At 61.0% G+C, this 14,870-nt stretch carries 12 protein-coding genes; 2 read left to right on the forward strand and 10 right to left on the reverse strand.

Translation table 11 applies throughout. The features are described from left to right. Positions 1-17 precede the first annotated feature (17 nt). Positions 18-644 carry a class I SAM-dependent methyltransferase gene (locus tag BLV67_RS29740; RefSeq protein WP_065930864.1) on the forward strand — a complete coding sequence of 209 codons (627 nt, stop codon included), beginning with the start codon at positions 18-20 and terminating at the stop codon, positions 642-644. Between the two features lie 50 nt (positions 645-694). On the opposite strand, the gene BLV67_RS29745 is transcribed toward BLV67_RS29740, so the two are convergent. The 4 genes from BLV67_RS29745 to BLV67_RS29760 form a co-directional block, all read right to left on the reverse strand. Continuing rightward, on the reverse strand, positions 695-2,875 hold the full coding sequence (locus tag BLV67_RS29745) for a glycoside hydrolase (RefSeq protein WP_069786392.1): 2,181 nt from the start codon (positions 2,873-2,875) through the stop codon (positions 695-697). Between the two features lie 115 nt (positions 2,876-2,990). Next, entirely contained in the window at positions 2,991-6,044 is a 3,054-nt protein-coding gene (locus tag BLV67_RS29750) for an efflux RND transporter permease subunit (protein ID WP_065930866.1), read from the reverse strand. After that, positions 6,041-7,111: an efflux RND transporter periplasmic adaptor subunit gene (locus BLV67_RS29755; protein WP_069786393.1), complete on the reverse strand. Its 1,071-nt coding sequence runs from the start codon at positions 7,109-7,111 to the stop codon at positions 6,041-6,043. The genes BLV67_RS29750 and BLV67_RS29755 overlap by 4 nt, the downstream gene beginning before the upstream one ends. Next, entirely contained in the window at positions 7,108-8,190 is a 1,083-nt protein-coding gene (locus BLV67_RS29760; RefSeq protein WP_056858164.1) for an efflux RND transporter periplasmic adaptor subunit, read from the reverse strand. Before BLV67_RS29760 ends, BLV67_RS29755 begins: the two co-directional genes overlap by 4 nt. 120 nt (positions 8,191-8,310) lie before the next feature. On the opposite strand from BLV67_RS29760, the gene BLV67_RS29765 reads away from it, so the two are divergent. Next, positions 8,311-9,471, forward strand: a complete 1,161-nt coding sequence (locus BLV67_RS29765) for an AAA family ATPase (protein ID WP_069786394.1) — start codon at positions 8,311-8,313, stop codon at positions 9,469-9,471. A 127-nt stretch (positions 9,472-9,598) separates the two neighbouring features. Here the strand turns inward: BLV67_RS29765 and BLV67_RS29770 are convergent, their stop codons facing one another. The 6 genes from BLV67_RS29770 to BLV67_RS29795 all read right to left on the reverse strand — a co-directional run bounded on the left by BLV67_RS29770 (position 9,599) and on the right by BLV67_RS29795 (position 14,846). Then, positions 9,599-10,450 (reverse strand): transporter substrate-binding domain-containing protein, encoded by an 852-nt coding sequence (locus BLV67_RS29770; RefSeq protein ID WP_056858162.1) that lies wholly within the window; start codon positions 10,448-10,450, stop codon positions 9,599-9,601. Then, on the reverse strand, positions 10,447-11,223 hold the full coding sequence (locus BLV67_RS29775) for an amino acid ABC transporter ATP-binding protein (protein WP_065930870.1): 777 nt from the start codon (positions 11,221-11,223) through the stop codon (positions 10,447-10,449). Before BLV67_RS29775 ends, BLV67_RS29770 begins: the two co-directional genes overlap by 4 nt. Then, a complete protein-coding gene (locus BLV67_RS29780) occupies positions 11,220-11,879 on the reverse strand; it encodes an amino acid ABC transporter permease (protein WP_065930871.1) in 660 nt (219 codons plus the stop codon). The genes BLV67_RS29775 and BLV67_RS29780 overlap by 4 nt, the downstream gene beginning before the upstream one ends. After that, on the reverse strand, positions 11,860-12,525 hold the full coding sequence (locus BLV67_RS29785; RefSeq protein WP_058422589.1) for an amino acid ABC transporter permease: 666 nt from the start codon (positions 12,523-12,525) through the stop codon (positions 11,860-11,862). Before BLV67_RS29785 ends, BLV67_RS29780 begins: the two co-directional genes overlap by 20 nt. Before the next feature lie 475 nt (positions 12,526-13,000). Further along, a complete protein-coding gene (locus tag BLV67_RS29790; RefSeq protein WP_056858158.1) occupies positions 13,001-13,783 on the reverse strand; it encodes a MetQ/NlpA family ABC transporter substrate-binding protein in 783 nt (260 codons plus the stop codon). Positions 13,784-13,907: 124 nt separating this feature from the next. Beyond that, positions 13,908-14,846 (reverse strand): sigma 54-interacting transcriptional regulator, encoded by a 939-nt coding sequence (locus BLV67_RS29795; RefSeq protein ID WP_069786395.1) that lies wholly within the window; start codon positions 14,844-14,846, stop codon positions 13,908-13,910. Positions 14,847-14,870: the final 24 nt, after the last annotated feature.

A 14,870-nucleotide genomic window follows, 5' to 3' on the forward strand; every position in this document is an offset into this window, starting at 1 on the left:
CGCTCGAAGCCTGCGCCATGAAACTCGCCCCCGACGACCTCAACCAGATCACCACCGCCACCCTCGGCCACTACAACAAAGTCGCCGAAGACTTCCGCGAAGGCACCCGCGACCACGACGTGAGCCAGAACATCGACGCCTTGCTGCGGCATATCCACGGCCCGGCGCCGTTTACCGTGCTGGATTTCGGCTGCGGCCCAGGGCGGGATTTGCGCACATTTACGCGCATGGGCCATATTGCCGTGGGGCTCGATGGCTCAGAGCGCTTTGCACAGATGGCGCGTGAAGACAGTGGTTGTGAGGTGTTGCAGCAGGACTTCCTGAAGCTGGATTTACCTGCCGCGCGTTTTGATGGGGTATTTGCCAATGCGGTGCTGTTTCATATTCCCAAACAGGAACTGCCACGGGTGCTCAAGCAGCTGCATGGGGCGCTGAAGCCGGGTGGTGTGTTGTTCAGTTCCAACCCTCGGGGTGAGAATCAGGAAGGCTGGAATGGGCCTCGGTACGGGTCTTACCACGACCTGGAGACGTGGCAAGGTTTGCTGACGGCGGCAGGGTTTGTGGAGTTGGAGCATTACTACCGGCCGGCCGGGTTGCCGCGCGAGCAGCAGCCTTGGTTGGCGAGTGTGTGGCGCAAGCTTTAGAACTCGGTTGCCTGGTCAGACGCTTGCTCGCGAAGGTCTCTGCGGCGCGGTCATTGCACCTGATACACCACCGGTTTTTCACCCACCACCAACGCCGTCACGCTACGCCCCACATACCCCGCTTGCTCCTGCGCAGAAAAATTCACCACCAACCGCGTGCCATCGGCAAACGTGGTCTGCTGCACCTGTTTGTCCGCCGTCAGCCAACGAAAATCGGTCAACGCCTGAGCCGCCAAACGCTGATGCAACGGCCTGAAAAAACGGTCCTGACGCTGAATCACTGGCAGCCGCTGCTTAAGCGTCGCATCTGTGAGGTGATACAGCGGCGGCACGTTGTAGAGCAACTGGGTCAGTTCGTTCTCGGCCCGCACATTGCTCAACTTCAGGTTGTCGAACAGCCAATGGTGGGTGGTGATCACCGAACCGTGGAACACCGCCTGGTACAGCGGCAGGCGCATGGTCGGGTCGAAGTACAGTGTGCGAAACGGCTCTTTTAACGGCACAGGCTTGAAGAACACTGCCGGCTGCTCCGGCGGGTACCAATTGCCGACGTAATAGGGCGATTGCTTGTCCTGGGTCATCTGTCGATCGCCCCAGCCGATCACCGGTGTCTGCATGCCGTGGGCGAACAGAGTGCCTTGGGCGGTGCTGGCATTGCCGTCTTCGGAGCCCGCCGGCAGCTTGAGTACCGTGTTGATCCAGCGGGAGGCGTCGATATTGCCTTGGGCATTCTGCGCCTGAGTCATCGGCGCACTGTCTCGGTAGCTGTCGAACACCATGCCGGTGGCGTAGGCATCCAGGAACCAGGCGTTAAAACCGGCCCTGGCCTGCACCGCCTTCACCCGTGCTTCCAGCAAAGGCCGTATACAGCGCGGGTCGATGTAGTGGCCCGATTGCTGGAAGCCGGTTTTCAGCTTGCCGTCCTTGAGCACAATTGCGCAGTCGCGGTAGGCCCTGGCGCCCAGGTGCGCGGTGGTCCAGTCCGGGTTTTCACTGGCGGACAAGGCGGTTTCATAGGAGTCGTAGGGCGCCATCAGGTAACCGGCTTCGACACCGGCGCGAATCGCTTCGGGATGCCACAGGCCGCCTTCCCAGCCTTCGCCCAGGGTCAGCAACAGGCGCGGCAGCCCGGCGTCGCGCAGGGATTGAATCGTCTGGTTGCCCCAGGTCTCGGGGGTATCGGTCAAGGCCCCGGCAAAGTCCTTGGCCAGCTCGCTGCGCAGCTCACCATAGCGGGCGGCGAGTCGGGTCATGTCCGGGTCTTCGACTTGCCAAGCCTGCCGGGCTTGCTGATTGATCGCCGCATTCAGGCCCCGCAGCAAAACGCCTTGCTCATAACGGTTCAAAGCCTTGGCCCGCGTCAGAACCTGAGTCGTCTGTTTGTCCATCAACCCCTTGAGTGCATGACCGCGCAAGCGTTTGACCAGCAGCGGCCAATCACGCACATCAGCGGGGGCCAGCAGGCTGTTGCCCCACAGGTAGACATGGCTGGCGCCCAGCAGTTTTTTGGCTTCGGGGGTTTGTTGCAGCTTGCCCGCCAGCGGCTCGTAGCGGCCCTGCTCTACCAGCCATTGCCGATAGCGCTTGGCACCGGCCAATGGGTCGGCGTCGCCCAGGTGCAAGCGCAAGGTCATCGGCGCCGTAGGATCAAGACGGGTAAATTCGTGAACCACCGAGAGTGCCAGGCCCTTGGCGTCGGCCTGCCATTTCAACTGATTGTTGTAGGGGTTGGTCAGCAACCAGTTCAATGTGAAGCGGCCGTGATCCATGCCCCATAACGGCAGGCTGAGGTCCTGAGTGGTATTGAGTTCGCCCTGCTCCAGCAAAAACGCTTTCCACACGGCGTTACCGGCCGGTATGTAATGCCCTTCGGCCAAGGGCCAGATCAACCCCTTGCCCATGGCCGCAGCGGGTTGGCGCAGCAGCGGCAATTCACCCGGCTCGCGGGCGCTGAGGGTCAGGGACAGGTCGCGCTGCTCAAGGCGAGCCATCAGGCGATACGCGCCGTTGTCCCACTGCCAGGCAGCCTGCTCGGCACCCGCTTGCATACCACTGACAGCATGGGCAGCCACACCGCTGGACGCCTGCACCGGGGCCTCGCCTGCGGGCGTAACGCGCAGCGCGAGCGTGGCGGGGTCGAGTTCGACACGCCACAGGGCGTTTTCCAACACGGTGCCGGCGAATGCCAGTGGCGACAACAACAGGCTGACAACCAGCAAAAAATGACGCATGGCACGGGCCTTCCAGACAAGATCAGGCCCGGAGGGTAATGCACATAACCCTCAGAAAGTGTTCGAAAACTGTTTCAAAGAACCTTCCCACATCCTTGCAGGAAGGCTCCGATGGTCAGGCTTGTTCTTTTTTCGGCTCGCGAATCTTGTACCAAGCCACGTACAGCGCCGGCAAAAACAGCAGCGTCAGCAAGGTCGCAATGATGATCCCGCCAATCATCGCGTAGGCCATCGGCCCCCAGAACACTTCACGCGCAATCGGGATCATGCCCAGGCTGGCCGCCGCTGCAGTGAGCAGGATCGGTCGGCGCCGGTGCTCGGTGGCTTCCACCACCGCGTCCCACGGTGTGTAACCGGCCACTTCATATTCGTGGATCTGCGTCACCAGAATCACCGAGTTGCGGATGATGATGCCGATCAGCGCCAGAATCCCGAGGATCGCCACAAAGCCCATGGGCGTGCCGGTGGGAATCAGCGCCAGCACCACGCCGATAAGGCCCAGCGGCGCGACACTGGCCACCAGGAACATCTTCTGCACGCTGTGCAGCTGGATCATCAGGAAGGTCGCCATCAGGAACAGCATCAGCGGCACCACCTTGGCGATCGGGCCCTGGGCCTTGCCGCTTTCTTCGACGGTGCCGCCGGTGGCCACCTTGTAACCCACCGGCAAGCCGGCGCTGAATTTATCGATGGTCGGCGCCAGCTGCTTCACCAGGTCCGTGGGCTGCATCTCGTCACGCACCGAGGCCTTGATGGTGATCGTCGGCTTGCGGTCGCGACGCCACACCAGCGGCTGCTCCAGCTCATAACGCACGGTGGCGAAGGCCAGCAGCGGAATCGAGGTGCCATTGGGTGTGACGATCTGCAGGTTCTGCAAGGTTTCCGGGGTGCCACGCTCGGCATCCTCGGCGCGGCCGACCACATTGATCAGATAGATATCGTCATGTACCTGGGTCACCGAGGCGCCGCTGACCACGCTGTTCATCAACTGCGCCACGTCTTCCGACGACAGCCCCAGTTGTCGCGCCTTGTCCTGGGCAATGTCCACCCGCAGCACTTTGCCCGGTTCGTTCCAGTCGTAGATGATCTCGCCCAGGTGGGTGTTTTGATCCAGCAACGTTGCCAGTTCGATAGCGTGTTTGCGCACCTGGTCGATGTCTTTACCCGACACACGATATTGAATCGGTCGCCCCACCGGCGGGCCCATTTCCAGCGGCTGCACATAACTGCCGATGCCGACAAAATCATCGCGCAGGCGCTTTTGCAGGCGCGCAATCAAGGCGCCGCGCTCTTCCAGGCCCTTGCTCACGATGACCAGCTGCGCGTAGTAGGGGTTTTCCAGTTGCTGGTCGAGGGGCAGGTAGAAACGAATCGCGCCCTGGCCAATGTAGGTGCTCCAGCGCGCAATGTCCGGGTCGTCCTTGATGATCGCTTCGAGGCGGTCGACGGCCTTGCGCGTTTCGTTGATCGAGGCGTTTTGCGGCAGGTTGAGGTCGACGAGGATTTCCGGACGGTCCGAGGACGGGAAAAACTGGTTCTGCACAAACTGCATGGAGAACACCGAGGCCACAAACAGGCCCACGGTAATGCCGATGGCCCACCAGCGGTTGCGCATGGCCCAAAGCATGCCGCCATTGAAGGCGCGGCCGATGCGCCCAGGTTCGGCATCATGCGGTTTCACGTTGGCGCTGAGGATATGCACGCCGATCACCGGCGCAAACAGCACCGCCACCACCCACGACACCAACATCGCCACGGCAATTACTGCGAACAGGGTAAAGGTGTATTCACCCGCCGAACTGGCGTTGAGGCCAATCGGTACAAAACCGGCCACGGTCACCAGCGTACCGGTGAGCATCGGAAAGGCTGTGGAGGTGTAGGCGTAAGTCGCCGCCTGCTCCTTGGTTTCGCCTTTTTCCAGGCGCGTGATCATCATCTCCACGGTGATCATCGCATCGTCCACCAACAGGCCGAGGGCAATAATCAAGGCGCCCAATGACACCCGCTGCATGGTGATGCCGCTGTATTCCATGAACACGAACACCAGCGCCAGCACCAGTGGAATCGAGCACGCCACCACCAGGCCAGCACGCATGCCGAGGCTGATAAAGCTCACCACCAACACGATAATCACCGCTTCAAACAAAGCGCTGGTAAAGCCGCCGACGGCTTCTTCCACCACTTCGGCCTGGTCGGAAACCTTATGCACGCCGACGCCTACCGGCAAGTCGGCGGTCAGTTCGTCCATGCGCGTGTGCAGCGCCTTGCCGAACGACTGGATATTGCCGCCCTTCTGCATGGCAATGGCCAAGCCGATCGCCGGCTTGCCATTGAAGCGGAACATCGGCCGCGCCGGGTCGACGTAGCCACGGCTGATATCGGCAATGTCCGCCAGCCGATAGAAGCGGTCATTGAGCCGCAGGTTGACGTTGGCCAGGTCTTTTTCCGAAGCGAATTGCCCGGACGTACGCACGGAAATCCGCTCCGGCCCGGCCTCGATCACCCCGGCAGGGGTCACGGCGTTCTGTGATTGCAGGCTTTGCACCACTTGGCGCTGATCAATGCCCAGCGCCGCGAGTTTGCGCGTGGAGAAGTTCAGGTAAATCACTTCGTCCTGCTGGCCGATCATCTCGACCTTGCCCAGCCCCGGCACCGAACGGATCTCGGCGCGCACCTGTTCTACATAATCGCGCAGTTGGCGCATCGACAGGCCGTCGCCGGTAAAGGCGTAGACCGAGCCGAACACGTCACCGAACTCATCGTTGAATGACGGCCCCTGCAAACCCTGGGGGAAGGTGCCGCGAATATCGTCGATCTTCTTGCGCACCTGGTACCAGATCTCCGGGATAGCCTTGGCGCTGGTGGTGTCCTTGAGGAACACGAATACTGTGGATTCACCCGGCCGCGTGTAGCTTTTCACGTAGTCGAGGGAGTCGAGTTCTTCGAGTTTTTTCTCGATACGGTCAGTGACTTGCTTGAGGGTTTCTTCCTGGGTCGCGCCCGGCCAGCGGGTCTGGATCACCATGGTCTTGATGGTGAACGACGGGTCTTCCTCGCGGCCCAGGTTCATGTAGGAGAACACGCCCATCAGCAGCGCGACGAACATCAGGTACCAGACGAAGGACTGATGCTTGAGGGCCCAGTCGGATAAGTTGAAGCTCCCTTTCATCGCGGGCTGTCCTCGTCGATTTTGACTTTTTGCCCGGGTTTCAGGCTGTTCACGCCAGCGGTGACGATGCGTTCGCCGGGTTTGACGCCGCCGTTGAGCAAGGCGCTGTTGGCATCGCGGCTGATCACCGTGATGTCACGTGGCTGCACGGTCTGGCTTTGAGTGTCGAGTAGCCAGATGCGGGACTTGCCGTCGACTTCCTGCAAGGCGGTCAACGGCACTTCGATACGCGGTGCGATGGCGCTGCTCAAGGTCACGCTGATGGCCGTGCCAAGACGAAACGCAGGTGGCGTTTCGGCCAGGGTCAGGCGCGCGCGGCGGGTGCGTGTGGCGCTTTGGGCCTGGGGTTCGATCTCGCGCACGATGGCGGTGGTGTTGACGCTCGGGTCGAGCTGCCCGGCGACCAGGAATACCACGTCCGGCGGCAGGCGCTCGGCGAGCCCGGCGGGCAGGTCGATCACCGCTTCCTTGATGTCCGGGCGCGCCAGCGTGACCACTTGCTGGCCGGCGCTGACCACTTGGCCGGCCTCGGCATTCCAGGCGGTGACGATCCCGGCGTGGTCGGTACGCAGTTCGGCGTAGTTGAGTTGGTCCTTGGCCTGGTTGACCGAGGCTTTGGCTTGGTCAAGGGTCGCCCGGGTGGTTTTCAGGTCGGTCTGGGCCACATCCAGCTGGGCCTGGGCACCGACGCCGCGATTGAACAGTTCCTGCTGGCGCCGGGCGTTGGCCTGGGCATTGATGAACTGCGCCTGCACGCGGGCCAGGTCGCCTTGGGCGGCGCGCAACTGGTTCTGCTGGTCGGTGGGGTCAAGCACGGCGAGCAAGGCGCCCTTCTCCACTTCGGCGCCGACATCCACGGCACGGCGGGCGATACGGCCGGGCACGCGGAAACCCAGGTTGCTTTCGTAGCGGGCCTGGATGGTGCCGGCGAAACGGCCAAGGGTTTCCTGGTCTTCGGACCTCACTTGCATCGACAGCACCGGCCGCACAGGCTCGGGCGGCGTTTCCTCTTTGGAGCAGGCGACCAGCAACAGGCTGGCGGCAAGCAATGCCGTCAGGCGCTTCATGGCTGGACTCCTTGCTGGGCGATCTCGACCAACATGCCGGGGTGCAGCAACTGCCCGCCGGCCACCACGACTTTTTCGCCGCCTTTAAGGCCGTCGCCAATAATCACTTTGCCGGTCAGGTAGCGCGCTACCGTGACTTTGTGCAGTTGCGCCTTGCCGTCGCCGTCAATCAGCCACACGGCGGGTTCGTTGAGGTCTTTGGTCAGCGCCGACCACGGCAGTTCCACACTGGCCTTGGCCGGGCCATTGGCCGTGGCGCTGACCACTGAGCCCAACTGCATGCCTTTAGGCAGCGATTGCAAGGCAATTTTCACTTGCACGGTGCCGGTATTGGCCGCCACGGCGGGCGTGACTTCGCGAACTTTACCCACGGCCTTGATGCTCGGGTTATCCAGCAGGCTCACGGTGATCGGCGCATCGGGCGGCGGCTCCACCAGCAAGGATTCATAAACGTTGAACACGGCATCGCGCTCGCCATCGGTGGCCAGGCTGAAAATCGGCACGGTGGCCTGCACCACCTGGCCGACTTCAGCCTGGCGCGCCGTGATCACGCCCGGGGCATCAGCGACCAGCGCGGTGTAGCCGAGTTGTTCGCGGGCATTGGCCAACTGCGCCTGGGCAGCGGCCAAGGCACTTTGGCTGCTACGTAGCGCGGCTTGAGCGGCATCGTATTCGCTGCGACTGGTGTAACCCTTGGGCAAGAGCTTTTCCTGGCGCACAAAGGCCGCAGCGGTCTGCTTGACCCGCGCCTGTTCGGCCACGACCTGGGCCTGGGCGGAGTCGACGTTGGTCTGCAAATCCTTGGGGTCGAGCTTGGCCAGCACTTGCCTGGCGGTTACGCGGTCGCCGACGTCGACCATGCGCTGGATGATTTTGCCACCCACGCGAAAGGACAAGTCGGTTTGCACGCGAGCCTGGATATCGCCGGTCAGGGTCACGGCGGCGGCAAAATCCGCGGGCTGCACGGTCTGCACAAACACCCGCGAATGCTCCTTGGGTTCGGCCTTTTCCTGGCCACAGCCGCTCAGCAGCGTCAGCAGGCCAAGTCCGAAAATACAGGTGTAAATACGACCGCCCATGCAGGCTCCTTTTGCGTGACGCGATGTGACAGTGAGTATGCGACTGTGAGCTTAGATCAGGGTTCCTTATCTGCATGGAGCATCCCATACTCCAAGGGTTCCCACGCCGACTAAATACACATGCTCAAAACCCTCGCGGTGGCCAACTACCGCTCGATCAATAAACTGGTGGTACCGCTGGCCCGCTTGAACCTGGTCACCGGCCCCAATGGCAGCGGCAAGTCCAACCTGTACCGCGCTTTGCGCTTGCTGGCGGAAACCGCCCAAGGCGGGGTGATCAATGCATTGGCGCGTGAAGGCGGGCTGGATTCGACCTTCTGGGCCGGGCCGGAAACCATCAGCCGAAGCATGCGCAGCGGTGAGGTGGCGGTGGAGCCTGTCGTGCGCCAAGGCGTCAGGCGCTTGCGCCTGGGGTTTGCCGGAGAGGATTTCAGCTACGCGATTTCCTTGGGGCTGCCGGAAAAAACCTCGTCGTATTTCTCCCTGGACCCGGAAGTGAAAAAGGAATGCATCTGGGCCGGGCACATCTACCGCCCGGCCAGCCTGCTGGTGCAGCGCTCCGGGCCGATGGTGCGCGCCCGTGACGGCCGCGCCTGGGACGTACTGGCCCAGCACACGCCCAACTATCACAGCCTGTTCGATCAGGTCGGCAGCCTGCGCAGCTCGCCGGAGGTGTTGCTGCTGCGCGAAAGCATCCGTGGCTGGCGTTTTTATGATCATTTTCGCAGCGATGTGGACGCCCCCGTGCGCCAGCCGCAACTGGGCACGCGCACGCCAGTGTTGCATCACGACGGCCGCGATTTGGCGGCGGCATTGCAGACCATCCGCGAAATCGGCGACCCCGAAGCGTTGCAGCGCGCCGTCAGTGACGCGTTCCCCGGTGCACGGCTGAATATCGAGCCGTTGCAAGGTGGGCGTTTTGCGATTGAGTTTTATCAGGAAGGTTTGCTGCGGCCATTGTCGGCAGCGGAATTGTCAGACGGCACCTTGCGCTACCTGCTGCTGATCGCGGCGCTGCTGACGCCACGGCCGCCGACCATGATGGTGCTGAACGAACCGGAAACCAGCCTGCACCCGGATTTATTGCCGGCGTTGGCGCGCTTGATTATCCAGGCCTCGAAGCAGTGCCAGGTGTGGGTGGTGTCCCATGCCAGCCGCTTGATTGCGGCGTTGCAGCAGGATGAAGAATGCAATTGCATCGTGCTGGAGAAGGTACTGGGGCAGACTCAGATTGTGGGCCAGGGGGTTCTGGATGGGCCGGCCTGGCATTGGCCTGAGTAGAGATAAAGATCGTTCCCACGCTCTGCGTGGGAACGCCTCCTGTGATGCTCTGCGTCACGACTCCAAGAGCGGACGCAGAGCGTCCTGAGCGGCATTCCCACGCAGAGCGTGGGAACGATCATCATCATCAGCCCTGCCACTTACCGCCTTCAACAATCACACTCTCAGGCTTGGTGTCATCGCTCAGCTCTTTACGCACATACTGGTCATACAGCTTGAGCAAAAACTTCTCCTCACCCAACTTCGCCAGCTCCGCGTTCACCCAGTCGCGCAGTTCGATGTTGCCCTTCTTCACCGCCGGAGCAATCGGCGCTTCATCACCGAGTTTCTCTTCCAGCACGCGGTAGCCAGGGTTCTGCTTGGCCCAGCTGAACAGCACCAGGTTGTCTTGCGCGTAGGCATCGCCACGGCCGGCCGACAGGGCTTGCAGTGACTCGGAGTTTTTCTCGAACTTGAGCAGTTTCCAGTCCGGGTGGTTCTTGGTCAGCCAGATATCGGCGGTGGTGCCGGTAGTGACGATGGTAGTGCGGGTCGCCAGGTCATCCAGGCTTTTCACCGCGCTGTCATTCGGCACCAGCGCCTGTACCGCAACTTTGAGGTTGGGGTTGGTGAAGTCCACCGCTTCCTTGCGCTCCGGCGTCACGGTCATGTTGGCGAGGATCAGGTCGACCTTGTCGCTTTGCAGGAACGGAATACGGCTGGCCGGTTCCACCGCAACGAACTCAACCTTGTTTTCATCGCCCAGCAGGTCCTTGGCGAATTGGCGGCCGATGTCGGTATCAAACCCCACATAACGGCCCGCTTCGTTGACGAAACCAAAGGGTGGCTTGTCGGTAAACACGCCGACGATCAGCTTGTCCCGCGCTTTGATCTTGTCGATGTAGCTGGCAGCCGCGACGGGTTTGGCAGGCTCTTCGGCTTTTTTATCGCAGCCGGCCAGTAAGGCAACGGCAAACAGTGGCAGCAGTAGTTTTTTCATATCAGCTCCAGTTCCTTGGTCTTTTTGGGCAGTGTTGAAACAAAGGAGAACTTCTCCAGAAACTGCTGCGCGCGTGCGGTTTGCGGGTTCGTAAAGAATGCCTCGGGGGTGTTGTGTTCGAGGATGCGGCCGGCCTCCATGAACACCACGCGGTCAGCGACGGCGCGGGCGAAGGCCATTTCGTGGGTGACGATCAACAGGGTCATGCCATCGCGGGCCAGGCCCTGGATCACTTCCAGCACTTCCTTGACCATCTCCGGGTCGAGGGCGGCGGTGACTTCATCAAACAGCATGACCTGCGGGTTCATGCACAGCGAACGGACGATGGCGATGCGTTGCTGCTGGCCGCCGGAGAGCTGGCGCGGGAAGGCGTCGCGTTTGTCGGCGAGCCCCACGCGCGCCAGCAGTTTCTCTGCTTGCTCACGGGCTTCACGCGGGTCGCGTTTTTGCACTTTCAGCGGGCCGAGCAGGATGTTGTCGAGCACGCTCATGTGCGGGAACAGGTGGTAGCTCTGGAACACCATGCCCACGTCCTGGCGCACCTGACGCCAGTCGGTGTTTTTGTCCAGCAACTCCTTGCCGGCAAACCGCAGGCTGCCGCTGTGGGCGACTTCCAGCCCATTGAGGCAGCGCAGCAAGGTGCTTTTGCCGCAGCCACTGGGGCCGAGGATCACCACCACTTCGCCGCTCTGCACGCTCAGGTCGATGCCCTTGAGCACCTGCGTCTCGCCGAAAAATTTGTTGAAACCCTGGAACTCGATCAATGCGCTCATGCCTGGCCCCAGCGCCGTTCCAGCACCTTGGAGGCGGCCGACAACGGGTAGCAGATAAAGAAGAAAAACAGGAACAGCACGCCGTAGATCAGTACCGACTCGTAGGTGCGTTCGATGATTTGCTGGCCGACCTTGATCACATCCACCACGCCGATCAGCACCGCCAGCGAGCTGGTCTTGATGATCCGCGTGTAGACGTTGATGGTCGGCGGCGTCATGCGTTTCAGGGCCTGGGGCAGCAATACGTAGCCGTACAGTTGCGGGTCGGATAAACCAATCGACAACCCCGCCTCGCGCTGGCCACGTGGCAGCGAATGCAGCGCGCCGCGTACCACCTCGCCGACCTCGCTGGCGCCCCAGAGCGACAGCACCAGCACCGCGCACCAGAAACTGGGAATGCTCAGGCCAAAGAAAATCGGCAGCCCGAAAAACAGCAGGTACAACCACACCAGCACCGGGATCGCGCGAAACAGCTCCAGGTACACCCGCAGCACCGCGTTGATCACCTTGTTATTCAAGGTGCGCAGCACGCCATACAACACGCCGCCGACCGTGCTGAAGGCGATACTCAAAAAAGAAATCGACAGGGTTTGCGCAGCGCCCTTGCCCAGTTGCGGCAGTGACACCCACAACAACTCAAGACCCGAACTGGCCATGCTGGAGCCTCCTTTCCAGGCGGCTGAGCAACAGCGACAGCGGCAAGAACAGCAGCACGCAAATCAGCGTCAACACGGCGAGCATTTCGTAGGTCTTGTAGTAGAGCGCGATGTAGCTCTTGGTGGTGTAGAGAATCTCCGGCACCGCCACCGCGGACACCACGGTGGTCTCTTTGAGCAAAAAGATGAAATTGGCGAACAACGCCGGCAGGCTGAGGATGCCGGCCTGGGGCAGGATCACATGGCGCAGCAGTTGCCAGTCCGACAGGCCGATGGATTTACCCGACTCGATCTGCGCCAGCGGCACCGCTTCCACGCCGGCGCGCAGCACTTCGGTGAGGTAGGCGCCGCCGAGGAAGGTCATGGTGATGATCGCCGCCCAGAACCCGGAGATATTGAAACCCAGGGCCGGCAGTGCGAAGTACACGAAGAACAGCTGGATCAGCAGCGGCGTGTTACGCGCCAGCTCCACATACAGCGCCACCAGGCGTGACAGGTAGGGCGTGCGAAATACCAGCAGCGCCGCGTTGATCACCGCCACCAGCAACGAGGTGGCAATGGCGATCAAACCCACTTGCAGTGTGACCCCCACGGCTTTTAGAAACGCCGGCAAGGTGCTGAGGATAAAAGCAAAATCGAAAGTCATTTTGGGTCCATGACGCCGCAGGGGTAATGCGGCGGGCGCTGTCCGTTCCGACGAGGGTAACGTCGGGTAGCGCGAACTTTAAAGGCATAAAAAGTAAAATTTAAATACCAAAATAGCATATTGATATCACCCAAAAAGATAACCGGCGGATTCGCGGGTTGGGCGGGTGACGGCTATGGTTGCTGGGTCTGTGTTTCGAGGGAATGACTGATGAACGAAGCGAAACCGATTGATCCGCAGGAGTTGGTGAAGTGGCTGGTGGCGTTGCGTCGGGCGATCAATAGCCGCGAGCTCTGAGCCACTGCCCTGATCGTTCCCACGCTCTGCGTGGTAATGCAGCGCGGGACGCTCTGCGTCCGCTCGTGACGCGGAGCGTCACAGGAGGCATTCCCACGCGGAGCGTGGGAACAATCAAAAAAACGCCGACGCTGCAGTAGCCGTCGGCGTTCAAACCTTGAAAGGGGTTTTATTTACATCAGAACGCAGGCACTACCGCGCCGTTGTACTTCTTCTCGATGAAAGCTTTGACTTCCGGGCTGGTCAGGGCTTTGGCCAGCTTCTGGATGGCATCGCTGTCCTTGTTGTCCGGGCGGGCCACCAGGAAGTTCACGTACGGCGACTTGGCGTCTTCGATGATCAGTGCGTCCTTGGCTGGGTTCAGGCCGGCTTCCAGGGCGTAGTTGGTGTTGATCACGTCCAGGTCAACCTGGTCCAGCACGCGTGGCAGCAGCGCCGATTCCAGCTCTTTGAATTTCAGGTTTTTCGGGTTGCTGGCGATGTCTTTCGGCGTAGCCAGTGCATTGGTCGGGTCTTTGAGCGTAATCAGACCGTTCTTTTGCAGCAGCAACAGGGCACGGCCGGCGTTGGAGCCTTCATTCGGGATGGCCACGGTGGCGCCATCTTTGAGTTCAGAAATATTCTTGATCTTTTTCGAGTAACCGCCGATGGGCTCAACGTGCACACCAATCACGGTGACCAGGTTGGTGCCCTTGCCCTTGTTGAAGTTTTCCAGGTACGGCAGGGTCTGGAAGTAGTTGGCGTCCAGACGTTTCTCGGCAACCTGGGTGTTGGGCTGTACGTAGTCAGTGAAGACTTTGATTTCCAGGTCCACGCCTTCTTTAGCCAGGGTCGGCTTGACCAACTCAAGGATCTCCGCGTGCGGGATCGGGGTAGCCGCTACCACCAGTTTCTCGTTGGCCTGGGCGAAGCTTGCAGTCAGGGCAGCCGCCAGTGCGGTAAACAACAGAACCTTTTTCATGCAGTGTCCTTATCGAAATTCCGGGGCGTCTCTGACGACCGTTTTTATGGTGTGCCAGCGAAGTGCTATCGCGGCGTGGGGTGGACAATACCTATATTTTTTATTCCCGAACAATATCTTTTATTCACGTTGATATTCCATTTTGCTCATGTTGCGGCTGTTCATTTAGAAAGCTGAGCAAGGTTTGCTGTTCGGCGGCGCTGGCACTCGCGAAGATCCGCCGCAGTTGTTCCAACGGCGAACCGGCGGCGGGCAGGTTCAAATGCTCGGGCAAAATCTCATCGCCACTGCTTACCAACAGCGCAAAGTGAATAACGTTTTCCAGCTCGCGGGTATTGCCCGGCCAGCTGTGATGCTCGAGCACACGCTGGGCGGCATCACTGATCAGCGGCACCGGCAGGTCCAGGCGCTGGCTGTAGATGCCGAGGAAATATTCCGCCAGGGACAAAATGTCGCCTACCCGCTCACGCAGGGCCGGCAGGTCGAGTTGGCCTTCGCTCAGGTAATGGAACAGGCGTTCATGAAACTTGCCGGCGGCCACGGCCTGGGCCAGGTCGATGCTGGTGGCGGCGACCAGGCGCACATCCACCGGGCTTGGCTGATGAGCGCCGACACGGGTGACTTCATGGTTTTCCAGGGCGGCGAGCAATTTCACCTGGATCGGCAGCGGCAAGTCGCCGATCTCGTCCAGGTACAGGGTGCCGCCATTGGCCGAGCCAAACCAGCCGGCGCGGCTGCTGGCCGCGCCGCTGTGGCTGCCGGCGGCATAACCGAACAATTCGGCGTCGGCGTAGGTGGGGCTGATGGCACCGCAATTGACCGACACAAACAAACCCGTGCGATCGCTGCCCCGGTGAATATGCCGCGCGAGCAGCTCTTTACCACTGCCGGTCTCGCCGCGAATCAACACCGGCAATGCACGCGGCGCGAGGCTTTCCAGCTCTTCACGCAGTTGGCGTGAACGCGGGTCGACAAACACCAGCGCCTTGGCGCGGATACTCAGCGGGCTTTTTTCAGCATCGGGAAAGGTCAGCAACGGCTGGCCAAAGGTGTCATGACTCATGGCAGGCTCCCGCCCCAAATCCGC

It is taken from the genome of Pseudomonas salomonii (genome assembly GCF_900107155.1).
GTDB lineage: Bacteria > Pseudomonadota > Gammaproteobacteria > Pseudomonadales > Pseudomonadaceae > Aquipseudomonas > Aquipseudomonas salomonii.